Annotated in this window: 17 protein-coding genes; 7 read left to right on the forward strand and 10 right to left on the reverse strand. The window is 42.6% G+C overall.

Annotation, left to right across the window (positions count from 1 at the left end):
• Positions 1 to 274: 274 nt before the first annotated feature.
• Both M2273_RS24225 and M2273_RS24230 read right to left on the reverse strand, forming a co-directional pair.
• The gene (locus M2273_RS24225; RefSeq protein WP_429400364.1) at positions 275 to 1168 is read right to left on the reverse strand and encodes an MBL fold metallo-hydrolase; all 894 of its coding nucleotides are present in this window, start codon (positions 1166 to 1168) and stop codon (positions 275 to 277) included.
• 126 nt (positions 1169 to 1294) lie between these two features.
• The gene (locus M2273_RS24230) at positions 1295 to 2185 is read right to left on the reverse strand and encodes an alpha/beta hydrolase (protein ID WP_429400365.1); all 891 of its coding nucleotides are present in this window, start codon (positions 2183 to 2185) and stop codon (positions 1295 to 1297) included.
• 184 nt (positions 2186 to 2369) lie between these two features.
• Here M2273_RS24230 and M2273_RS24235 point away from each other — a divergent pair, with 184 nt between their 5' ends.
• Positions 2370 to 4778, forward strand: a complete 2409-nt coding sequence (locus M2273_RS24235; RefSeq protein WP_429400366.1) for an ABC transporter permease — start codon at positions 2370 to 2372, stop codon at positions 4776 to 4778.
• A gap of 295 nt (positions 4779 to 5073) precedes the next feature.
• Here M2273_RS24235 and M2273_RS24240 read toward each other — a convergent pair whose 3' ends face one another.
• The 3 genes from M2273_RS24240 to M2273_RS24250 all read right to left on the reverse strand — a co-directional run bounded on the left by M2273_RS24240 (position 5074) and on the right by M2273_RS24250 (position 8842).
• Positions 5074 to 6306, reverse strand: a complete 1233-nt coding sequence (locus tag M2273_RS24240) for a serpin family protein (RefSeq protein ID WP_429400367.1) — start codon at positions 6304 to 6306, stop codon at positions 5074 to 5076.
• A gap of 63 nt (positions 6307 to 6369) precedes the next feature.
• Complete coding sequence (locus M2273_RS24245) at positions 6370 to 8052, reverse strand: ArnT family glycosyltransferase (protein ID WP_429400368.1); 1683 nt, start codon at positions 8050 to 8052, stop codon at positions 6370 to 6372.
• A gap of 172 nt (positions 8053 to 8224) precedes the next feature.
• On the reverse strand, positions 8225 to 8842 hold the full coding sequence (locus M2273_RS24250; protein WP_429400369.1) for a 3-keto-disaccharide hydrolase: 618 nt from the start codon (positions 8840 to 8842) through the stop codon (positions 8225 to 8227).
• Between the two features lie 292 nt (positions 8843 to 9134).
• Between M2273_RS24250 and M2273_RS24255 the strand changes: the two genes are divergently transcribed.
• The gene (locus M2273_RS24255) at positions 9135 to 10385 is read left to right on the forward strand and encodes an alkaline phosphatase family protein (protein ID WP_429400370.1); all 1251 of its coding nucleotides are present in this window, start codon (positions 9135 to 9137) and stop codon (positions 10383 to 10385) included.
• Positions 10386 to 10816: 431 nt separating this feature from the next.
• On the opposite strand, the gene M2273_RS24260 is transcribed toward M2273_RS24255, so the two are convergent.
• From M2273_RS24260 to M2273_RS24275, 4 genes are all read right to left on the reverse strand, one after another.
• The gene (locus M2273_RS24260; protein WP_429400371.1) at positions 10817 to 13369 is read right to left on the reverse strand and encodes a phosphocholine-specific phospholipase C; all 2553 of its coding nucleotides are present in this window, start codon (positions 13367 to 13369) and stop codon (positions 10817 to 10819) included.
• 258 nt (positions 13370 to 13627) lie between these two features.
• Entirely contained in the window at positions 13628 to 14794 is a 1167-nt protein-coding gene (locus tag M2273_RS24265; protein WP_429400372.1) for a TIGR03364 family FAD-dependent oxidoreductase, read from the reverse strand.
• A gap of 42 nt (positions 14795 to 14836) precedes the next feature.
• Complete coding sequence (locus M2273_RS24270) at positions 14837 to 16156, reverse strand: DUF5690 family protein (RefSeq protein ID WP_429400373.1); 1320 nt, start codon at positions 16154 to 16156, stop codon at positions 14837 to 14839.
• Between the two features lie 6 nt (positions 16157 to 16162).
• On the reverse strand, positions 16163 to 16849 hold the full coding sequence (locus M2273_RS24275; RefSeq protein ID WP_429400374.1) for an HAD hydrolase-like protein: 687 nt from the start codon (positions 16847 to 16849) through the stop codon (positions 16163 to 16165).
• 205 nt (positions 16850 to 17054) lie between these two features.
• On the opposite strand from M2273_RS24275, the gene M2273_RS24280 reads away from it, so the two are divergent.
• On the forward strand, positions 17055 to 17261 hold the full coding sequence (locus tag M2273_RS24280; protein ID WP_429400375.1) for a GDCCVxC domain-containing (seleno)protein: 207 nt from the start codon (positions 17055 to 17057) through the stop codon (positions 17259 to 17261).
• Between the two features lie 49 nt (positions 17262 to 17310).
• Here the strand turns inward: M2273_RS24280 and M2273_RS24285 are convergent, their stop codons facing one another.
• A complete protein-coding gene (locus tag M2273_RS24285) occupies positions 17311 to 17889 on the reverse strand; it encodes a helix-turn-helix domain-containing protein (protein ID WP_429400376.1) in 579 nt (192 codons plus the stop codon).
• Positions 17890 to 18083: 194 nt separating this feature from the next.
• Here M2273_RS24285 and M2273_RS24290 point away from each other — a divergent pair, with 194 nt between their 5' ends.
• The 4 genes from M2273_RS24290 (at position 18084) to M2273_RS24305 (ending at position 24949) form a co-directional block, all read left to right on the forward strand.
• On the forward strand, positions 18084 to 18668 hold the full coding sequence (locus tag M2273_RS24290; protein WP_429400377.1) for a phosphonate degradation HD-domain oxygenase: 585 nt from the start codon (positions 18084 to 18086) through the stop codon (positions 18666 to 18668).
• Positions 18669 to 18847: 179 nt separating this feature from the next.
• Positions 18848 to 22144 (forward strand): SusC/RagA family TonB-linked outer membrane protein, encoded by a 3297-nt coding sequence (locus M2273_RS24295; protein ID WP_429400378.1) that lies wholly within the window; start codon positions 18848 to 18850, stop codon positions 22142 to 22144.
• A gap of 17 nt (positions 22145 to 22161) precedes the next feature.
• Entirely contained in the window at positions 22162 to 23772 is a 1611-nt protein-coding gene (locus M2273_RS24300) for a SusD/RagB family nutrient-binding outer membrane lipoprotein (protein WP_429400379.1), read from the forward strand.
• A gap of 82 nt (positions 23773 to 23854) precedes the next feature.
• Positions 23855 to 24949: an alkaline phosphatase family protein gene (locus tag M2273_RS24305; protein ID WP_429400380.1), complete on the forward strand. Its 1095-nt coding sequence runs from the start codon at positions 23855 to 23857 to the stop codon at positions 24947 to 24949.
• The last annotated feature ends 22 nt before the right edge of the window (positions 24950 to 24971 follow it).

The raw sequence follows: 24971 nt of genomic DNA on the forward strand, positions 1-24971 counted from the left end.
TGATTAGCGTGGCAACTTGCTCACCCTGGCTTTGCTTCGCTCGCCATCCCTCTCTTCGCCTGCGGCGGAAAGAGGGAAAAAAATAAAAAAGCGTCATTGCGAGGTACGAAGCAATCTTTATGCTTACAGGCCCCTCTGTAAGTCGGGATTGCATCGTGCCTCACAATAACACCTGGATAAGTTTTCTCCCCCTCTCCAGCGGAGTATAGGCCGGGTGAGTAATCTCGCCAAGCCAATCAAAAAGTCCCCCTTTAGGGGGCCGGGGGGCTGGCGACTATGCGCTCAATTCCTCGTAAGCTGCTGTCAATCCGCGGTCAATGCCATCGCCCTGCCATTCGGTTACACCGGGGATGGCTTTAGCTGCCACAATCTCTTCTTTTGATTTGCCGGCTTTTATGCTGCTGTCCACAAAGGTCACCAGGCTTTCCATAAAGTGCTGCATAGCCTTTACATCATCTATATTACCGGTTACTTTTTGCGGATCAAAGGCGTGGCCAAATACAAACAGCGTGTTTTTGTCAAAGTGTTTTTGCGCCTGTTCCAATGTGGTTATCCAGCTTTTGCATGATGCACCGGCTGTGCGGTCAACAAAGGGGTAGCGGCGGTTAAAAACAAGATCGCCGGTGTGTACCACGTTGGCATTTTCAAAGTGGATAAAACTATCGCCATTGGTATGGCCGGCGCCAAAGTAGTGCGCGGTAATATGTTCATCACCCACTTTAATTTTCCAGTTGTCGGTATAGGTAGTATCAGGATATAGCTGCTTGTCTTCGGTTTTTTGTTTAACGGCAGATGCCTTTTGGTTGGTAAGCGAATTGGCATGGGCAGCCACATTTTTCGCCAAACCTTTAAATGCTATATTACCGCTGGTATGGTCGCCGTGGTGATGGGTGTTAATGAGCCATTCAAAAGGCTTGTCTGATTGTTTTTTCAACTCGCCAATAAGGTGCGTGGCCTGCTCAGGGAACTCGGCATCAACCACTACAATGCCTTCCTTATTCACCAGCCACGCAATAGTGCCGCCCTTTTCGGTGAATATACCCACGTTATTGCGCAGGGGCTTGAACTGGTAAGGGTCATCAAATATTGATGCGAAGCTTCTTTTACCTAACAAGGCAATAGAGCCTGCGGTAAGCGCGGTGTTTATTAAAAATTTACGACGTTCCATATTTTTATTATTAGTTCAGTAGCTCATTGGTATTCGTTCATTAGTTCATTGGTAACTTGCCCGATTTAGCAATCATATTAAATTTAACACTAATGAACCAATGAACAATTGAACCAATGAACCAAATCAATATTGATGAAAACTTTGCGATACAAATTCAAGTACGTTGGGTAAGGATGCGCGCCAGTAGGTCCAGTTATGGGCGCCATCACGGATCCGGAACTCATGCGGGATCTCCTTTTTGCGCATAGCAATATGTACCATGCAGTTTCCCTCATATAAAAAATCATCATCCCCATCATCAATAAACCAGCGTACCGCTTTTTTCTGCTCCTCGGGCATCGTGTTCATCATATATAGCACACTGTGTGTGTTGTAATACTTAGTAATTACGGAGTCGGGGAGGTTAGGGTTGCTTCTTGTTAACTGTGTTTTGGCATCCTCCAAACTAAGCGGACCGGTTGACGCACTGAGCGGGCAGGCTGCCGAAAACATTTCGGGATGATGCAAGGCATAAACAAAACTTCCGCCGCCACCCATAGAAAGCCCGGCGATAGCCCTGTAATGTTTATCGGCTTTTACACGGTATTTTTTTTCAACGTAGGGTACCAGCTCCTTAAAAAAGAAATCCTCATAGTTCCAGTCGCCTTTAACATCATTAAAATAGCCGCGCCTGCCGGTATTGGCATCGGGCATTACAATGATCATTGGGGTGGCCATACCTGCATTAATAGCCTTGTCGGTAATGTTCAGCACTTCGCCAAACTGCACCCAGCCGGTTTGATCGTCGCCAGAGCCATGCAGTAAGTATAAAACGGGGTAACTGCGGCCCGATGTTTCATAATCTGGGGGCAGGTAAATGGCAAACTTGCGGTCGCTTTTTAATATTTTACTGGATAACGAAAGATTGTCATAAACCTTGCCGGTTTGTGCCATCAGCATCAACGGGCAAAGCATCACTACTAAAGCATAAAGGGCCTTTTTTATCATGATGGATAGGTATATTGGTTTATCCATCAATATCGGGGTAATACTGTAATAAGCAGCTATGCTTATTGTAAAAATCTTGTTCGGGTTAGCGTTTGCGGCTTTTATATATGATGTTAAAGTTTGTTAATATAAGTAAAGCCGCATATTGAATATCAAAAATGTTAACGTACTTTATATTGGCCCTATCAATAAGTACTAAAAATAAAAACCTATGCTGCGTAATTACATCAAACTTGCCTGGAGAAATCTTTGGAAAAACAAGGTTTTCTCACTCATCAATATTTTCGGTCTTTCGGTGGGTATCGCGTTCGCCTTACTTATAGGTGCTTATATATGGGATGAGTTTCAGGTAAACCACCAGCTTAAAAATTCAGAGAACCAGTATATACTGTTAAGCAAGTGGAAAGATCCTAACATGGGTAACGAAATAGGGAGCATAGCGCAGCTTCCTAAAACATTAAGGGATAACTATCCTAATCTGGTAGCCAATTATTATCATTTTGATGCCGTTACCACTAATGTATCAAAGGGCGACATGCATTTTCGCGAAAGCCTGCAACTTGGCGACAGTACCCTGTTTAGGATGTATGGTTTTAAGCTATTACAGGGCGATGTGAACACCGCGCTGAATGACCCTTTTTCGGTAGTGTTGACGACTGATATGGCTAAAAAATATTTTGGCCGTACCGAGGTGATTGGCAAAACCCTCAACTTTGAAAGTTTTAGCGGCGAAAAACACGATTTTTTAATTACTGGTGTATTGGCAAAAACGCCTCGCAACTCGGTAACTAATCTTAACGCCGGCATCAATTCAGGTTTCTTTTTTACAGCAAATGCCGCTAAATATTTTAAACGCAACCTGGATGGCTGGAACAATACAAACATTGTTAACTACATTGAACTACAAAAAGGAGTAACTCCTAAAGATCTTGAAAAACCTATAAAGGAGCTAACCCGAAAAAATGCGCCTGAACAGATCAGTAAAAATCTTACTACCCAGGTAGTGGCACTTCATGATTATAATTTGATTGCCGGTGGAGGCCTGGTAAAAAAAATGATATATACCCTGGGTTGCATTGCCCTGTTTATATTGCTGATGGCGGTCATCAATTTTGTAAATATTTGTATCGGGCGATCGTCGGGTCGTATGAAAGAGATGGGGATCCGTAAGGTATTGGGTGGTTTGCGTAAGCAGCTCATCTGGCAGTTTTTAACGGAGTCGGTTTTATTGGTAATGTTGTCAACTGTGCTGGCACTTATCATATTCATGATAGCCCGGCCATATTTCAGCAGCGTGCTTGGTACGGAAATTACCGGCCTTTTCTCGTTCCCGGTGTATTTTATACCTGTTCCTTTCTTATTCGCACTTTTGGTTGGTGTGCTGGCTGGTATTTATCCGGCGCTGGTATTATCAGCGCTAAAATCGGTTGACTCACTGAAAGGTAAACTCAATTCGGTGAAGGAGAGCGTACTGTTCCGCAAAACGCTGGTTGCATTTCAATTTGGCACAGCTGCTGTTGTATTTATAGGTGCCATTATTATTTCGCAGCAGATAGGCCTGTTTTTTAATAAAGATCTGGGTTATAATCGCGATTATGTGATCTACGCCCAATTACCCCGCGACTGGTCTGTAAAAGGCGTGCAAAAAATGGAATCCATCAAAGAACAGCTGGCACAAATGCCTGAGGTGAAAAATATAACGTTGTCATGGGAGATCCCCGATGGTAGTAACGGAGGTAATTCGCCCATATACAAACAAGGGTCAAATCCGGCCCAGGCAATAACCTCACAAAATTTGGCTACAGATAATCAATATGCGGCTACTTATAATATCCCGCTAAAAGCAGGCACATTTTTTAAGCCGGTTTTTATGGTGGCCGATACCGCCCAGGTAGTTATTAACGAAACAGCATCGAAAGCATTAGGTTACCCGACCCCTGAAAATGCCATCGGTCAACATATTATGATCCCGGGCGTTAATATCCCCTTTACTATTTGTGGTGTTACAGCCGATTTCCATTTTGGGTCGATGCAGAGCCGTATACAACCTATTACCTTTTTTAATGTTAACTATACAACCTATTACCGCTTCTTTTCTATCAAGGTAAAGCCTGGTAATATGCAACGTAACCTGCAGGCCCTACAGAAAAAATGGGCCGAAGTTTTACCCGGCGCCCCGTTTGAGTATAGCTTTATTGATGACGCGCTCGCAAAAATTTATCAAAGCGAGTTGCAGTTGAAGCAGGCATCATATATTGCTACTATACTTGCTATTATTATTGTGCTGCTTGGTGTATTAGGTTTAATATCATTGAGCATACAAAAACGTACTAAGGAGATAGGTATCCGTAAAGTGCTGGGGGCATCAGTAGCCGGTATCATCAGCTTGTTTATGAAGGAGTTTTTGGGCGTAATATTAATTGCAGGGTTAATAGCCTGCCCCGTGGCTTATTTAATTATGAACCAATGGCTTAATGATTATGCCTATAAGATTGCCATTACCCTTAATCCTTTTATGATAGCCATAGCCGGCTTAACTTTGGTTACTGCCATTTTAATAGCTATACAAACCATTAAGGCAGCCCTTGATAGCCCGGTTAAAAGTTTAAGATCGGAGTGATAACCTTACTCAACCCTATACCCCGGGAGCTTCCGGGTACATATCTTGAAGGCAACCAACAGGGTAATATGCTCCGTTAGGAGCTACCTGTTTGTAGCACTTAAATATTTATACCCTTTGCCTCGTAGAGGCTACCCGTTAATAACAAAAGCGATTATCTGCTAATTAGGGGTTGCACCTACGGAGCAAACTCGCTTTTTGGTTTTTTACTACAAACAGGTAGCTCCTAACGGAGCATATCAACCGGTGTACACACAGTAGCCAAAGGAGAGGGCTTTATCAAATGTTTTATGTTTTAGTTCCCGCTTAAGGTAGGATCATTCACCACTCCGGCAAATAGTACCAGACCTGTTTTCATTTCTCTTATAGCGAAAACGAATGGACGGTTAAATGCGTAGGAAAACGGAGCTGCCGATGTTAACCCAACACTTACCGAAGTAACGGCCGCTGCTTCGGTACCATCTTCGTTTACATCAACATAAGCTTTGTGCTTAACCTCGGTAATTTTAAGGCCAGTGGCGCTTATTCGGGTAAAATCGGCAAAATCCGAAAATGCATTGGCCATACCCAGGCTGCTTAATATATCGTTCAGAATAATTTCATAGCTGAATTTAAACTTAGGCAAACTAATTATGGCATGACTTGACCCTAAACCAGCCATTAATATTTTCCATTTTGCCGAATCAAGGCCTGCAACATAATCCTTTACAGATGTACCTTCCTTTGGTGACACAAGTACCATACTGTATTTCCCATTACCATAAGGAAGTTCAATAGCTGTTGCATCGCTTGCAATGCTAACGTTACAATTCAGATCATTGTTCATAAAATCAGCCTGAACTATACCCCCTGTTGACAGATGGAAATCGGCTTTCTTTGTTTTAGCCGCATCAAAACGATCTTTCCAGGTGCTTTTAAAATATATGGCGTTGATAAGATACATCACTGCATTAGACGGTATCTGGTCAACTATTTTGGTGATCTTACCATTGGTTTGATCATTTACCCAACTGTTGATCAGGTCTTTAGTAGCTGCGGATTTAAAATCGACACCCGCTATTTTAGCATTATAATTGGTGGTATTAGTTTGCAAAAAGGCAGGCAAGGGTGTAAATGTGTTGGCGTACCAAATGGAGTTGGCTATTTTAACGGTTGCTTTAGGATCTAATTGCGGCAACTCCGTGATCAAGGTATGGTAATAGCTGTTAACCTGGTCTTCGGTAAAACCATTAAAATTCATCGTGTTCCTGATGGCGGTTAACGTTTGGCCATTGCTACCATTGCTGGTCATGCCAATAGCCATGCTTACACTTAATGGCGATATAAAAAGGTTTTGATTATCGGGTGTACCGCTAAAAGTCGCTTTAAACAATTTAAGGGTAAATGCATTATCAGCTGCAACTTTTTGCTGCTCGGTGGCGGTAAGCACCAGGTCTTTTCCAACAATGGGTTTAACCGGACTTTTTTTACAGGCAGTTGAAAAAATTAAAAGCAAAAGGCTTATTAGTGTAGTGGTTTTAGGTGTCATAAATAAGTGGTTTATAATATATTACGGAACTACTATTATTTATGCTACAGATAAGGTAATTATTTATTTAATATTTGGAGGAAGGGGGTTTAATAATACAATCTGCATTTCTGATAATTCTTTATCACGGGTGGCCTTGTCTAAAAAAGCGGGTTTAAGTCGGGTCACAGGGTACCGTTTATATGTTTTAATAACCTTATATTTCCAGCCCCTGGCGGCAAAATTGTACAGTATATCGGTATTTGCATAAAGCAAGGCTGGGGCTGGGATAGTTCCCGAACCATCGGGACTGGTTTCAGTAACCGGGGCATCCAGATAAAAATTCATATCGTCGTGAAACATGCCGTCGGCAATATAAACCGGGAGCTTTTGGGGATTATTTTTGTTGATCCACATGGCTGCCTCGCTGCCACTTTGATAATGTAACAGTGATGGGTAAAAGCACAGGTTAAGGTACAGGTTTACAATAAACGCAGCTAACAGTGTGCGGAATATGGTTTGCTGGATACCAGCAGAGATCTTGCCCGGTAAAAATATCAGCGCCAGTAATATGGCAAAAATGATAAGTCCGGTAATCCAGTTTAAAGTTTCGGGTTGATAAAAATATTGAAGTATGCCTATAATAACCAGCATCAATATAATAACCACAACCTGGGTAACGCGTATAGCTTTAATGCTTTTGACTGATGCTAAATTATAAAGGTATTGCGCTGTGATGATAGCGAAAAACGGGAATACGATAACTATATAATGCGGGAGCTGAAACTTTGATGCCGAAAAAAGCAGGAAGGTAAGCATCGATCCGCAAATGCAATACCACTCGTGAGCCTGCACATTTTTGATGCCTTTTTTGATGGATTGGAATATAGCCACAAACAATAAGAGCGACCAGGGTAAAAATGCCCATAAGGTGGTATGGATAAAAAAGGAGGGATCGCCGCTGCCTTTGATGGGACCGGTATTAAAAAAACGCCCGAACTGACTATCCCAAAAAAAGAATTTAATACCCGATACTCCCGTACGGCCAAACATCACCTTTTCGGGGTGCTTATCAAACTGCCGGTACAGACACCCTATTTCGGGCATGATAAATAGCAATATCAACACCGCTGCCAATAACCATCGCCAGTGATAAAGCTGCTTCCATTGCCGGGTGATGATCAGGTGACCAACCACCGCGCCGCCGATAGTGATCAGCGCGAACATCCCTTTGGTCATGATGGCGCAAGCGGTAAATAGACTGGCAAAAAGTAATTGCCAAAAACTATTACGGGTATGCGCTTTATAAAAATGATAAACCGCGGCAATGATCAGTCCGGTTAAATAAGGTTCGGCACGTACATCGTTATTGGAGAGTACAATATGCTGGGCGGTAAGTAGTATCAACACGGCCCATAATGCTATTTGTTTATTATAAAGTGCTTTGGCCAGGTGATAGGTATAAACAGCTCCCATCATCACAAACAAAATACCCGGTAGCTTATAGGCCCAGGTAGTAAAACCAAAACACTTAAAAAACAAGGCGGTAACCCAAAACGGAAAATGAGGTTTATCCAGCCAGTCGGTACCCCAGGCAAACAGATCAGCATAATTGTTACGCTGCACCATATTTTTGGCTATGGTGGCGTACAGGTTGCCATCGGGCCCTATGATGGTGATAAATAAGCCGCTAAAGTTTACCACAACGGCCATGCCTATAAAGAGGTAAAGCCATTTTGTTTGATTAGCAGCGTTTGGTTGATCCATATATAAAATAAGCCTGGGTAAGCGGCGGTAAATATAAACAGATTTAAGGGTAGCGGGGAAAATCAAACTCCTCCGATATGTATAAATGTTGTTTAATATGAACCGTCGCAGAAAATCCGGATAGTCACCGGCGCGACGCATGGCGTAATGGCTATTCCATCTATGTTCAAGCTTATGGTAACTCCTTTATTTGAATATGGCGATATTCCATCTGTCCGCGATCGCCTTCCAACCCCATAGGGCCGGTTGCGGGCAGCACCAGTGCATCCTCAAGTACTTCGCCGTTGCACTCACAGTGGGCGATATTATCTTTCACCGTTACGATAATGGTATTCCAGTCCTGCGCCCGGTAATTTTTCAAATCTTTATAGGGACCGGCCAGGAGATAATCACGGCATTGGAGCTGCTTCCCGCGCAGAAAAATGCCACTATCTGCATTTTTGGACGCACGGAATTCGATCTTTAGAATGAAGTTTTTAGGAAACTCCCGCAGGGTCCATGACTGCTGTACTTTACGTTCCACGCCCACCGGATAGTTTACCGTGATGATTCCGTTAGCGGAAGAATAACGTCCGTCAGAAGACACCTTCTTTCCGTCGAACTTTTCCGTGACGTCACCCTCCTTGCTCCGATAGCACCAGCCGTTGAGGGTGGCCCCGTCAAAAAGGCTTTCAAAGCCTGCATCCGGTTTCCAATTCTCAGTTTGAGCGCTTGCCTGCAGACTGGTAAACATGAATCCGGCTACAAGCATAAAAACGGGAACGATTACCCGCGACATTGTTTTTTTCATAGTAATAGGTTATAGATGAATTAACTGATTAATTTAAGTTCTTTTTTCCGGGCAGTAACAGCGTTTACCCCGCCCGCTGATAACGGCAGACAAAAGGTAAAAATAAAAGCACATTTTATTATATATAATTTCAAGTATTTTAATAGAGACCAAAGATCAGGGGCAAAAGACAGTGCTGGAGATATCCCCTTCCACTATCTTTATCAGACCAAGGCAAAACATAACAATTTATTAACGCTCCAATTTGTAAAACGGAGTAGTTTAGTACCTTGTACAAATGATATTATAAACAATGCAAAATCCGGTTAAATTAACTTTAGTCGCGTTGCTGTTACTGGCAACTTTTGGCGCAAACGCTCAAACCCGTGTTAAAAAAGCTGTTTTTATTATTGCCGATGGTATACCTGCCGACGTGATTGAAAAGCTGAACACTCCAAACCTGAAACTGATAGCTAAGCAGGGTGCCTACCTCAGGGCGCATGTTGGCGGCGAAAAGGGAGGCTACTCACAAACGCCAACCATATCGGCCAATGGATATAATAGTTTGCTTACTGCCACCTGGGTAAACAAACACAATGTTTGGGGCAACGATATCAAAGCGCCAAATTATAAATACTGGAGTGTGTTCCGGATGTTTAAGAATGCTTATCCAGAAGGGAAAACGGCTGTTTTTTCGAGCTGGACAGATAACCGAACTAAACTTATAGGCGATGGATTACCCCAGGCTGGTAATATCCACCCTGATTATGCCTTTGACGGTTATGAACTGGATACTGTAAAATTCCCGCATGATAAGGCGGGTAATTACATGCACCTGATTGATGAGCAGGTGGCCACATCGGCTGCTATTTGTATTAAAGATAAAGCGCCTGATTTGTCGTGGGTTTATTTAGAGTATACCGACGATATGGGGCACAAGTATGGCGATAGCCCACAATATTATGATGCCATTGAAAAAATGGACGCGCAGGTTGGCCGCATCTGGCAGTCTATACAGTACCGCCAGAAAAACTTTAAGGAAGACTGGCTGATATTTATCACCACCGATCATGGCCGTAGTGAACTAAACGGAAAAGACCACGGCGGTCAAAGCACCCGCCAGCGCTCAACCTGGATGGTGACCAGCTATAAACCGCTTAATAACTATGCTAAATATTACTATCCGGGTATTATTGATATTACATCATCCATCAACAGTTTTTTAAATGTAAAAGTACCTTCGGCCCAACTACACGAGATGGATGGCATATCCCTGATCGGTGCAGTATCAGTGGCTCAACCTGAAGCCAACTATATACAGGGTGCACTGGATGTAAACTGGAAAGCCCTTGACGCCAAAGGCAAAGTAAAAATATGGGTAGCTGCCGCCAATAATTTCAAGGAAGGCAAACCAGATGATTACCAATTACTTGCTGAAGTGCCTGTTACTAATGAACATGCCTTGTTAGATGTTAAAAACATGCCGTCTAAATTTTATAAGGTTTGTATTGAAGGGGAATTTAATACCGTGAACAGGTGGGTGGTTTTGGAGGATAAGAAGTAGGGTTTTTGGAGATACAGGACTGTAAGAGTCAGGAATCAAGAAAAATATAACACACTAACCTTCGCTCGTCTGTGACGAGTGCTTAATATGGTTTAACGTTTGCAACGTAAATTACATTATCATCAAGATGAGGCGACATAATCGCATACCCATTTAAGTGTTAAGAAAAAAGGTAACCTATACGCGTCATTGCGAGGAACGATGCAATCTCTTTAGGACAAGCATAAGTGGGTCTGTCATCCTGAGCTTGTCGAAGGATCGCGCGTAGAGGCCTGCCCACTATGCTTCGACAAGCTCAGCATGACAGCCTTTATTTAAAAAGTTGCCTGAGTAGGGTTTGCTTCATACCAATGACACATTTTTTACCATATAGCATTCCACAAAAAAGCCGGGCATTAAGCCCGGCTTAAATTCATAATATCAGATTAATACTAAACCACTTTCCCCATCAAAGGATCACTAAAGCTATGTTGTCCGGTTTCAACCCTGCCCGCATATCTTTTCTCGAAAGACTGGCAGCCGGTAACCTTGATGCTGAAATCGTACCAGCCATGATTTTTGGTAAGGTTAAGTACCTGGGTGCTTTGACCTTTGGCAGCTACTGTTTTTTTGTAGTTATTGGTTTTGTAGCTGTGGTCGGTTATTTCAATGGTGTAAGGTTTGCTGCCGGTATTAACCAGTTTTAGGGCAATGTTGCCGGTATGTTTATTTGCCGCGCCTTGTTCATATTCGCAGGCCACATCAATCAGTGGATCGGCAGTGTTACCTTTATATTCGCGGTAAAAGCCGTTGGGGCCGTATACTCGTAAATGATATTCGCCATTGTCAAATTCCTGCAACGGCCAGTTATCGGTAAGGCTGTCGCCGGCTGTAAGAGCGTAGGCCCAGGTACGCAAAGGCTCCATTTGCTGCGGATCATTAAAGCTGGCGTATTTGCCCGGAGCATAAACGTTAAAAGGCGAACCTAATGCTTTTTGGCCGAATACCTTATTAGCAGCTGTAAACTGAATATCAAATGATTTTTTATCGGCACTTAGTTTACCTTCGGCATACAGCTGGTAGTGCAGGGCGCATGATGGCTTAATGCCTTTTTCCTGCTGCGCCATGTATGGTGAAGCATAAGGCTCCTTATTGATCTGCGCTATCTCATCGGCAGTTAGCAGTTTATAGGTAGGCAGTTTTTTAAATTTAGCTTGATGTATGCTTTCTAAAAAGGCATCCTTTACCACAAATTCAGGATTGGCAATCTTCTCGCCATTATATGGCCTGAACACGCTGGTCAAATCACCGCAAACGGTACGGCGCCAGTTGCTGATGTTGGGCTCAACTACCTTTTTGCCTGTTTTTTTGCTTAAAAAGTCTTCCAGGAATTGCAGGGTTGAGGTATGGTCAAATACTTCGGAGTTAACCCAGCCGCCCTTGCTCCAGGGTGATGCGATAACCAAAGGTACACGATAACCCAAACCAATGGAGCTTTCGCGGTCATACACTTCGGGGAAGTTGTTGCGGGCCTTTTCCTGCTCCAGCGTTACAAACTCAATACTGGTATCAATGCCTTTGGAGGTTAAACCGGTGCCTGGTTTTTTAGAGTGGGGTACTACAAATGGCGGCACGTGATCAAAATAGCCATCATTTTCATCATAGGCTAATATGAAAATTGTTTTTTTCCAAACCTCTGGGTTTTGGGTCAGGATATCCATTACTTCGGATACATACCACGCGCCAAACCATGCTGAGCTTGGATGATCGGAGAAGTTTTCGGGAGCTGATATCCAGGAAACGGTTGGTAGCTGCCCGGTTTTTACATCGTCCCTAAATTGGTGCAATACATCGCCTTTGGGTACCAATAATTCGCGCTCGGTACCGCTATCATCATATTTTAAATTAACCAGTTCACGGTAATGCGGATTGTTGGTATTGGTTGCAAATCCTTTTTGGTGCAGATTTTTTTCGCGCTGTGATAGCGTAGCAAATTTACCCGGATCAAGACTTGCCATGTCCTTTTTAACATTATCCAGATCACGCTTCTTTTGTTTTAGCTGTTTTTGAAGGTGATCAATGTGTGCATCGCCGGCAGGTAACGCGCCTATTTGCTTTTCAAGCGCTGTAATTTCATTTGGTAAAAGGGTTGATCTTTTTTGCAGATGAGTAATATGGTTATCGTGCAGTTTAATATTGTACTGGGCAAAAAACTCCAGCGGGTTATCCTGAAAATTTGATAACCAGGAATCCTGTTCACCTTCAAAACCGGTATCAATGGCCACCTCGTTCTGGTAGTGTTTCCATGATATACCATGATCTTCCAAACGCTCGGGGAAAGTAGCCCAGTTCAGGGTGCCATAATCCATATCATCGTTCCATACGTGGGCTAATGAATTTTCATGTTGTTCGGCACGTACTGTTCCGCTCCAGAAATATAACCTGTTGGGGTTGGTACCTGTAAGGGCCGAACAAAAATTCTGATCGCATACCGTAAAGGCATCGGCAAGGGCATAATAAAACGGCAAATCCTCGCGGTTATAATAACCCATGGTAAGTGGCATGTGCCTGTACTCTTTATTGCTGTTTTGTTTTACGTTGAGCCACTGGTCATACTTGCCATCGTTACGGGCATTTACCTGGTTGGACCAGGAGTGCGGCAATGACGACATCCAGGTAGCTTTTGTGCCCTTTATATCCAGGCGGAAGGGGGCGTAGGTTTCACCAGCTTTATTTGATTGCAGCCATACCTTGTTTTTATTAGGCAGATCAATTGCCCGCGGATCATTAAAACCACGTACCCCTTTAAGCGTGCCATAAGTGTGGTCAAAAGAGCGGTTTTCCTGCATCAGGATAACGATATGCTCGGCATCAAGATAGGTACTGCCCGGTGCCGGGTTAATGGCCATCGCCTTTTGTATTGATTCGGGCAAAATACTTGCAATCCCGGCAGCACCTGTAAGTAACGCTGCCTTTTTAATAAAATCTCTCCTGGTATCGGACATATAAGTATGGGTGGTGAGTTATGAGTTTTTTGTATTGTTATTATCTTAAGTTTGAAATAAACATTGCATTTATTCCCTCCCTTGGGAGGGGTGTGCAGGCATGTGTAGTGGCAGGGAGGGGTTTCTGCGTCATATTAAATGGTTCAATATACCCCTTCCTCCCCCTTCCCAAGGGAAGGAATCGCACCGCCCCCTGCTTTATTTTATTAATATAACAAATTTATAAATCTATCAGAAACGATCTAGCCATCGGCCAAATTACTCAACTCTTTTTGCTATTACCTCTTCGCATAAACCGAATGAAAGTGTCATGCCGTTGCCGCCAACACCATTTATAACAGTTACGCCGGGTTCGGTCTCTACGATCAGTTCGGTAGCTCCGTTGGTCATTTTTGGGTAAATACCATGCCACGACTGCAGGAGTTTCCAATCCTTAAAGGTGGCAAAAGTATGTAAGTACTCGGTTATTAAATTATTAATAAATGCCTTATCAAATGGGTCGTGCACCAGGCCGTATTCGTGCGAATCGCCGATGGTAAGCTCGCCACTGCCGTTTTGCGAAACCATAACATGGATACCCCATTTTAAATGTGTGGCATATTGTTCCTCATAACGTTTCCTTAAAGCAGGTAATGAGGCTGCCGACTGGAAGCCCGGGTAATGGATCATGGATAAACCACCGCATAATGATGGGCCAATGCGCCAATCATTAGGCTGGGTAACCAGGCGCATCATCTGCAGTTTGCACTTGGTGATCTGTGTTTGCGCGAATAGTTCGGGGTAAAGTGTTTCAAAATCGGCGCCGCTGCATACAAATATCTCATCGGCCTGCCAGCTTTGATTGCCCGATATTACTTTAGGATGCTCAATGCGGCTGATGGCGGTGTTCCAATGAAATTGAACATCATATTTATCGGCGAGGTATTTAGCCACCTGGCCAACAGCTTCGCGCGACTCCACGATCATATCCTCACCGCTCCATAAAGCACCCTTTAAACCATCAGGGTTAACAGCCGGGGACCGGGCAAGGGTTTGAGCTGGGTTTAGTAAGGAGCAATCGCGAAAATTATGGTTAACCTCTACATATTCCTGTATCACCCGCAATTCGTCATCATGATAGGCGAGATGCAGGGAGCCAACTTCGTTATGCCAGATGCCTGCTTCGGTGCAAATGGTTTTCCAGATGCTGCGAGATAGCATTGCTCTATCAAAGAGTGGCCCGGTAGCCTGGCCAATAGGCCATATCATCCCAAAATTACGGATGGATGCCCCAACCGCACGTTCATTACGCTCAAACACGGTTACTTTGTAACCACGCATGGCTAAGGCTCTGGCTGTAGCAAGGCCAACAATACCAGCGCCTATAATTATTGCAGAGCCCCCCTGCCCCCTAAAGGGTGAGCTTTTTGATTTATCTTGAGTCATAGATTTAATTTGGTTTGGTCATTAGGTCATTTCTTCTGACTTTTAACTTAAAGAAAGTACCCCGTCTTCTTGTTCACTAATCTTTTTTTTATCTCTTTGAGCGCTTTGCAAAAAGTATATGAGCGATAGTACGCCGCAAATACCGCCAACAACAGCTACTATCATTACGCCTTCTTTAAAAAAGTTTCCCCAGCTAATGTTTGGTCTGCCCAGTTCTTTTACCAGCAAAATGCTCACACTGCCCAGATAACCCATGGAATCTGCCACATACATGATGAAGCCCACGTTACTGCGATAGTTAAAGGTAGCTATCATCCGTTCAAAAAATATGGCGTTGTAAGGTACATAACCCAGGTAAAGACCAAGCCCGGCCAAGGTCATCCAGGTTATAGGGCTTATCAGCTTTAGGGTGTATAGCATGGTTGAAACGCCTACCAGTACACAACCACCAATAATTAACAGGTGAATGATACTGAAAGCTTTTAAATTCTTTTTAACGAGGATAAGCAGGCTCATGGCAACCAGCACAATGATGGATATGATAGAATCGATATTGGTATAAATGCTGTTGCTTTTTACCCCCAGATCTGCCCAGATCTCTACCTCAAAATTATCCCGCACATCCCGCATAATGGTGAGCAGCACATAAATAATAATGGTGAGGATAATACCGGGTAAAAACCTGATCAGGAATTGTTTGCGTTCGGCCCTGTTCATAGGGGTGCGTTCGGCACGTTGTTGTTTATCTTCAATGGTAGGAGCTGGCATGAGCTCCATACAAAATACAAACAGCAATAGGGGCAATACAAATATGGCGCCCGTTAAAAAAGGCATGTGATATTCATTTACATGAAAAACGCTGAGCAGGGTACGCCCGACTGTTTTTACAAATCCCGATGCGAATATTAAACTGATGGATAACACGGCAGCCATAAATTCGGTAGATCGGCGTCCTTCCAGATAACCAAAAACCAGGCCCCATATAAGCCCCAGCGGAAAACCGTTGATGAACAGGAAAACGATATTAAAAGGAGCAGGTACCAGGGCGAAGACCAGCAGCGCCAGCCAGGCAATGCCTATCAGTGTTAAAATATAGCGCGCCCTGTTTTTGATGTTCACTTCGGCTATAAAACGGATGCCGTAAAACTTGCTGAAGGTATAACCAACCACCTGGGCTATTACCAGCCAAACCTTATAATCAACATGCAGGTATTGCTGCCCGGTAAATGTGCCGGCAGCAAAGGCCTTGCGGAAGGCATACATGGAAGTATACAAGCCAAATGCCGAAACCGCTGCCATTACTGATAGCAGGGAGTACGGCCATTTGGCTACCTTTACCCGTAACTGATCCATCAGTTTCATAACTGTTTACTGGTTTATGATCTCTATAACCTGTGCTATATCATCAATAATGTGGGTAGGGTTGTAGGTTTCCAGTTCGGTACGGGAAAAAATGCCGGTGGTTACGCCTATTATATACTTGCAACCCGCGTTCTGGCCCTCGCGTACATCAACCTCTGTATCGCCAACTTTGGCAACCTGCAATGGATCGGTAATGCCGCCATCCTCCATCATTTTTTGGATCATATAAGGATGCGGGCGACCAAGCTCTACTTCGTCAGAACCAACAACGTGATCTATCAGCCCTTTTTCGTGCCAGTGCAGGCGGTTGATAATGGTATCGGCAATATCGCGCGAAAAGCCCGTATTGATCCCCACCTGTACGCCATTGGAGCGTAGGGTAGCAAAGGTTTCTTCAACATTTGGAAGGGGTTCAATACCTGGTTCATATTTATAAAAGTGGATCATCTGGAGCACAAATTCTTTATGGATATTGCCAACCAGTTCAGTAGTTATTTTATCGCTATCGGTTTCATGCAGTTGCAGCATTTGTCTTATCGCCAGGTTTTTTTCGTAGCCCATTAAAGGGTTTATTCTGTCGAGCTCAACATGGTAATTGTATTTTTTTAAAGCAGCCTGGAATGCTTTGCTTACTTCATGATCGTCTTTAACCGTGGTGCCGGCTATATCAAATACTACTAATTTAATGGTCATAATATCAATAAGAATGTTTAGCAATACTAAACTTTATTTATTAATACCAAACTAAATTTGTGTTAAGATATGGTTAAGGGGACTTCGCAGAGACGCGTAATTGCGCCTCTGGATTGCACGCAGATAGAATATTCAGCACACATAAATTTGTGAGAGATGCCTAATTGAGTCTCCACAATAATTTAAATAACATTACCTTTATAATATGGATGTAGTGCTTATTTCAGAAATTACCTGCCCATTCTGTGGTTTTAAAAAGCAGGAAGAAATGCCTGTTGATTCATGTCAGTATTTTTACCAATGTGATCACTGTAAGGCAGTATTAAAACCCAAAGACGGCGACTGTTGTGTGTTTTGCAGTTATGGCACTTACAAATGCCCGCCAATACAGGCCAACAGGTCGTGCTGCTAAATGGTCATATAGCGGCATAACTCACCTGTTCAGCTTAATCAATTAACCACTATTTCTTTTCCTCAAAAAAATAGATTACCAGCATACTCGCGGTGGTTTTGCCCATGTTTTTTGGCGTATGGGGTATGCGGCCATCAAACAGCATAGAATCGCCCTGGTGCAGGGTTATCTTGTCATCGTTAAACTGATATTCTATTTCGCCTTGCAAAATGTACTTGTACTCAAATGCATCGGTTTCAACAAGCGGGCGGGTGGCATCGGGCTCCAGCTCCAATATTACAATGTCGACAGTAGAGTGGGTTATTGATTGTGTAAATATGCGCTGGTAATGAAAGCCTGTAGCATATTCTTTTTCAAAATGCTCGTATTCATTTTTCCGTTTTATCAAAACAGGCAAATGATCGTTTTTGGAGCGGATATCCTTAAAAAATTCATTAAGGTCGATCTCCAATGCTTTAATGATTTCAATTAATACCATGAGCGATGGTATGGTACGACTATTTTCAATTTGTGAAATGAGCCCTTTGCTTACATTGGCCCTTATGGCCAGCTCCTGTACGGTGATATTTTTTTCACGGCGGCGTTCTTTTATCCGGTTACTGATCTGTATCAGTATATCTTCTTCCATTATTTATTATCAAGTTAGCAGGCGCAAAGTAACTAATAAGCAAATTTATCCAAAATGATTTTTTTGTTACATGTGGTGAAAAGACTCACCCTGGCTTTGCTTCGGACGAGTTTTCGCCAACGGGATGGATATTTTACAAACATTTAATGTTTCCCTAATCTGGATACCCTTTATTTGTAAACAAAAAACTAACCATGTCCTTTTCCCAATATAGTCCGCAGGCCGTTGTGAACGAAATATTTTCACTTTATGAAAAATTTGGTGATGAAGATTATATTGGCGAACCGGTTTCGCAACTGGAGCATATGTCGCAGGCTGCGGCTTTGGCGGAGGCTGAAGGTTATGACGATGAAGTTATACTGGCTGCCTTTTTTCACGATATAGGCCATTTATGCGCTGATGCTGATGAAGCCGAAAGTATGGACGGCATGGGCAATGTTGACCATGAAAAACTGGGTGCCGATTATTTGCTTGAACGTGGTTTTTCTGAAAGGGTGGCCAATCTGGTACAGGGCCATGTGATCGCTAAAAGATACCTTACTTATAAATATCCCGAATATTATGACTGCCTGTCTGACGCCAGTAAAACCACGCTTGAATTTCAGGGTGGTGTAATGACCGAAGATGAAGCTACCGATTTTGAACTTAACCCCGATGCTGAGTTAATTATAAAACTACGCTACTGGGATGATATGGCCAAAGAGATGAATGTACCGGTAAATAACATAGATTATTTAAAGTCAATAGCATTAACTCATTTGCAACTGGTAAACAGTTAATCTCCTATATTAAGTTTTTGTAAGCTACATGTAATTCTGCCGTTACAAAAATCGCCTGCTTAACACAGGGTGAACATAAGATTAAGCATTGCTTAATACTAAATTAGTTTACTAATAATAAACAAAGTTTAGTATTGCTGAATGAAAAATCAATCCCCTTCACCTTTAAATTTTAGCAGATGAACAAGTTTTACCAGAAATTAAAAACCCTTATCACGGTTTTATTATTTTGTATTGCTCCATCTATTTTATTCGGACAAACCAAAATAAGCGGTACTGTTACCGACGAAAACCACTTACCATTACCCGGTGTAAGTGTAAGAATTAAAGAACAGACTAAAGGTACGGTTACTGATGTGGAAGGCCGCTACAGTATTACCGCCAATGCCGGTCAAACCCTTATTTTTACTTTTATTGGTTATGCCCCCAGGAATGTGGTTGTGGATGATAAAACCGTTATAAACGTAAGTATGAACGGTGACAGTAAAACCTTAAATGAGGTTGTGGTAACCGCGCTGGGTGTTAAAAAAGAGACCAGGCGCATTGGTTACGCGCTACAATCCGTTAACGGCGCTGATGTAACTACCGCTCGTGACCCAAACCCTATTACTGGTTTAACAGGTAAAGTGGCTGGTTTATCAGTAGGCCCATCGGCCGAGTTATTGGGTAACCCTTCGGTATTAATAAGGGGTAACGCGGTATCGTTATATGTTGTTGACGGTTTCCCGATCAATACCGATACCTATAACATCAGCCCTGATGATATTGAAACTTATACCGTGTTAAAAGGCCCTGCTGCTGCTGCCCTATACGGTAGCCGCGCGCAAAATGGTGCTATTTTAATCACCACTAAAAAAGGTGATAAAAACAAAAAAGGCTTAACAGTTGATATAAACAGCAGTACGGTTATGAACACCGGCTTCCTGGCATTCCCCCGCACACAAAACTCATTTGGCGCGGGCGAAAATACTTTTTACACCTTTGTTGATGGTAAAGGCGGTGCACCGGGTGGTGTAGATAGTGATTACGATGTTTGGGGCCCTTATTTTGCCGGTCAGTTAATACCGCAGTATGACAGCCCTGTTATTAATGGTGTGCGCCAGGCTACCCCGTATACCGCAAGGGGTAAGGATAACCTGAAAAACTTTTTGAAAACCGGTTATCAAACCAACAACAACATTTCATTAGGTTCAGTTGGCGATACTTATGTAACCCGGTTTTCGGTTTCACAGCAACATCAAACCAGTTATATCCCATCACAATATCTGGATATAGCCAACGCTAACTTTTACGCATCATTTACGCCAACTTCACGCTGGAAATTTGAGGCAAACGTTGATTTTAACAGACAATCAACAGATAATTTTCCTGACGTACAATATGGCCCTAACAGTATCATTTATAACATAGCTGTTTGGACAGGTGCCGACTGGGACATTAACGCACCTGATATTAAAGCTATATGGCAGCCCGGTAAAGAAGGTGTTCAATCGCAATTTGCTGAGTACACCCGTTACCATAACCCTTATTTATTAACCGAAAAATGGACAAGGGGCCATTACAAAAATGATGTTTACGGTTACATTTCAAGTAATTTCAAGATCAATGATAACCTGAATGCAACTTTACGTTCGCAAATTAATACCTACAACATATTGCGTACCGAAGACCTGCCATTTTCGGCACACCCTTATGGTCGTGAAGGTAACCAGGGAGATTACCGCGAAGACCGCCGTAACCTGTTTGATAACAATACCGAGTTGTTTGTTAACTACAACTACACCATTAAAAAATTCCTGAACTTGTCAGGCTTGGTGGGTTCAAATCTGCGTAGCTTTAACTATAACTCCAGCTGGACATCAACAGATTATTTGAACGTACCCGAAGTTTATACTTTCAGTAACTCAAAAAACGCGGTACAATCAACCAGCTTTAATTCACAGGAACGTGTATTAAGCGGTTACTATTCAATTGATGCTACATTTGGTAAATATGCTACCTTATCAAGCACAGGCCGTGTTGATAAATCATCGGCATTTCAAAATGTAACTACTTATTATTACCCAAGCTTATCGGCAGCAACTGTAATTTCTGACTACATTAAACTGCCAGAAGTTATATCGTTCTTAAAAGCGAGGGCATCATACTCTACTGTAAAAGCCGATGCTTCAAGCTCAACTATCGGGCCTGCTCCTTTTAATGCCATCTCGGTATATGGCGGTTCAACAACTACAAGCAGCCCAAATTCAAACCCGCTGTTCCTGAACCCGCTTGGTTATGGAAGTACTTATAACTCACCTTATAATGGTCCAAGCTATCAGCTTAATCCATTTTACTTAACCAGCAAGCCTTACAACAGCCAGCCTGCAGCTTCTGCTTCTGACTTTTTGTATCAGACCAATATAAAAACCTCAACCCGTGTTAACTACGAGGAAGGGTTTGATATTAAATTTTTACAGAACCGTTTAGGTTTCTCAGCTACAGCTTTCCAATATATTGATGGTCCGCAGATTTTGGCTAATCCTATATCAACAGCTACAGGTTATACAACTTTGTACCTGAATGCTTTAAAAACCAAGAAAACAGGTTATGAAGGCTCATTAGAGGGTACACCGATTAGGAACTTAGGCGGTTTTACCTGGAACATTTTGGTTAACGTATCAACCTTTAAAGATGTTTATGAGGAGCTGCCTCCGGGACAGGATACTTATCAAACATTCTTTAAAAACGGCGACCGTACCGATAAACTTTACGGAACCGCATTTGCAAGAACCCCACAAGGACAGATCATTAATGATGCTGCTGGTAAGCCACTGGCATTACCGGTTCCTCAATACCTGGGTAACGAGAATGCTAAATATGCATGGAGTATTAGTAACAAGGTTCGTTATAACAACTTTAGCCTCGGTTTCCAGTTTGACGGATCAGTTGGTGGTGTTATTATTGACTACATGCACAATAAAACCATGCGTGGTGGTGCAAATATTGAAACCGCTACCGGTGCACTGGGCGATGCCCGTTATAAAGACTGGCAAAACTTTGGTAAAGCAGGCTACAACGGTAGTTATATAGGCGAAGGTGTAACCGTATCAAACGGAGCATCTATCAACTATGATCCTGTAACCGGTAAAATATCAAACTACACCGCGCTGCAATATTCACCTAACAAGCAAACCGCTTTGGTGCAGGATTATGTAAGTAAATATTATAACGTTGATGAGTCAAACCTAATGAGCAAAACCTTCTCCAAACTGCGCGAGGTAACGCTTGGTTATGATTTCCCTAAAGCATGGATGGATAAATCATTCATCAAAAAGGCATCGTTATCGGTATATGGCCGTAACTTATTATACTTCTATAAAGACAAACGCTTTAAGGATGTGGATTTAGATCAATACAATTATGCTACCTCAAGCACTGTTTTGCAATCGCCAACAGTACGTAGCTATGGTGTAAACTTAAATGTATCATTCTAATTAAAAATTGAATAATTATGAAAAAGATATTTATTAATTACGTACTGCCGGTATTCATGGTATTGGCGGTAACAGGTTGTAAAAAGAGTTTTGAGGACCTTACCAAAAACAATAACGTGCCCAGCACGGTTCCTGCATCGCTGTTATTTAATGGTGTATTGAATAAAATGGTTGACATGCCTCAAACCGAAAACGAGATATATGCCCAGTATTACTTATATAACTATGATTATTACGGTAATAACCGCTACGATGATTTTGCAAATGGTGGCGATAATTACTACGGCACGCTTAAAAACGTATTAGATATGGAAAAACGAGCTGTAGCATCGGGTGGTGCAGCGGTTAATCCTTATGAGGCACTGGGTAAATTTTTCAGGGCTTATTTCTTTAGTAAAATGAGTTTGGAAGAAGGTGATATCCCTATGACCGACGCTTTAAAAGGATTAGATAATCTTACTCCAGCTTATGATACTCAAAAAGCAGTTATGACACAGTGTTTAGCCTGGCTTGAAAGTGCCAATGCTGATATGACCCAACTGATTAAAGATCCTACAATAGGTGGTACTGGTGTTGGCGCTTCTTTAGCCAATGACATTTATTTGGGTAATGATCTTACTAAATGGCAAAAAGTAGTAAATACATTCAGGATAAGACTATTAATTGCATTAAGCAAAAAAACAGCAGATATTGATGTGAAAACACAGTTTGCAAACATCATTGGCAATGCAACCAAATATCCGCTCATGACCAGCTCTGATGATAACCTGCAGTATAAGTTTGTTACTCCAAGTAATTATTACCCGCAAAACCCTGACAACTTTGGGCAAAATGGTTCAAGGCAGAATATGTCGGCAACTTATGTTGGGTTACTTACACAGTTAAAGGACCCACGGGTATTTGTAACTGCCGAGCCATCACGTTATCTTGTAGATACTTTAAAGAAAAGTCCAACCAGCTTTGATGCATTTGTTGGCGCCGATCCGGGTCTTGATCTTGGTGTGATGTACAATAACGCTACCCTGCAGCGCTATTCGTTTATGAACCGTAAACACTTTTATTCAACCTATACCGGTGAACCAAGCGTACAGATAGGTTATCCCGAATTGATGTTTAACATTGCCGAAGGCATTAACCGCGGATGGGCTACGGGCGATGCCGAAGCCTATTATGTTAAAGGTATACAGGCATCATTCCAATATTATGCTATTCCTACAACTGCGGGTGCAAGTATATTCTCAGCTTACTTTTACCGTCCTGGTGCAACAAAGGGCCCTGCAGACCTGTCAAGTTATGATACTTTTCCTATAACTGTAAACTGGACTACTTACTACGCGCAGGATGCTGTAAAATATACAGGTGGTGCAGCCGGTCTTACTCAAATATTACAGCAAAGATACCTGGCGCTTTTCCGTCATTCAGGTTTGGAGTCGTATTTTACTTACCGTCGTACCAAAGTTCCAACCTTTACAACTGGTCCGGGTACAGGTAACAGCGGTCGTATAGCGCTGCGTTTTGAATACCCAACATCAGAAAGAACTGTAAATGCTACCAATTATAATAAAGCCCTGAGCAGCCAATTTGGCGGTAAGGATGATATAAACGGTGTAATGTGGATATTACAATAAACTGTGGATATTACAATAAACATTGAATTTAATAAAGGCCTCCCGATATTTCGGGAGGCCTTTATTGGATAAAATAAAACCTATGAAAAAAATAATTTTAACACTGGTGCTTTCTGCGGCTTTTTCTGCATTATTTGCGCAGCAACATAAAACCGAAAATGTAATAATAGTAACCATTGATGGTTTACGGTGGCAGGAAGTTTTTCGGGGTGCCGACTCTGCCCTGATCAATTCGCATGATACCGATGATAAAGACGTAGTACGTAAAAATTACTGGACAAACCAGGCAAACGATCGCCGTAAAATGCTGATGCCGTTTTTCTGGTCGGCTATTGTGCAGCAGGGCCAGTTATACGGTAATCGCGATATAGGCAGCAAGGATGAGGTGGCCAACCCGTATCATTTTTCATACCCTGGCTATAACGAGATCTTCAGCGGCTTTGCTGATCCACGGATGAACACCAATGAAGCTATTACCAACCCCAATATGAATGTGCTGGAGTTTTTGAATAAGCAAAAAGGCTTTGAAAATAAGGTAGCCGCGTTTTCATCATGGGAAAGGTTTACGCAGATCCTGAACACCCAACGCTCAGGTTTGCTGAACAACTCAGGATATATGCCGTTAACGGTACCGGGCATGAATGACCGTTTAAAACATTTAAATGAAATGCAAAACGAGGCGCCTCATTACCTTGGCGATTCAACCCGGATTGATTTTTTGACCTTTGAATTTGCAAAAACGTACCTGCAGCAGTTTAAGCCACGTGCGCTGTATATCGCATTTGATGAACCCGATGATCTGGCTCATGCCGGCAACTACAAATTTTACCTGGATCGTACCCGCCAGGAGGACGACTATATAAAACAATTATGGCAGTACGTACAAACCGACCCGGTTTATAAAAACAAAACTACCCTGATTATCACTTGCGACCACGGCAGGGGAGATGTACCTATAGCCAAATGGCGCGATCATGGTAAAGAAACCCCGCACTCTGAGCAAACCTGGTTTGCAGTTTTAGGCCCCGATACACCAGCCTCAGGCGAAATGAAATTGCCAGTAACAACATACCACAAACAACTTGCGCAAACAATTGCCAAACTTCTGGGCTTTGATTTTAAGGCAGCCGCCGGGCATGAGGTTGGCGATGCCATAGGCAGTGTTACCGGTAAATAATTTTTTGAAATTAACAGCTTAT

The sequence above is a fragment of the Mucilaginibacter lappiensis genome, assembly GCF_050433765.1.
Taxonomy (GTDB): Bacteria; Bacteroidota; Bacteroidia; order Sphingobacteriales; family Sphingobacteriaceae; genus Mucilaginibacter; species Mucilaginibacter lappiensis_A.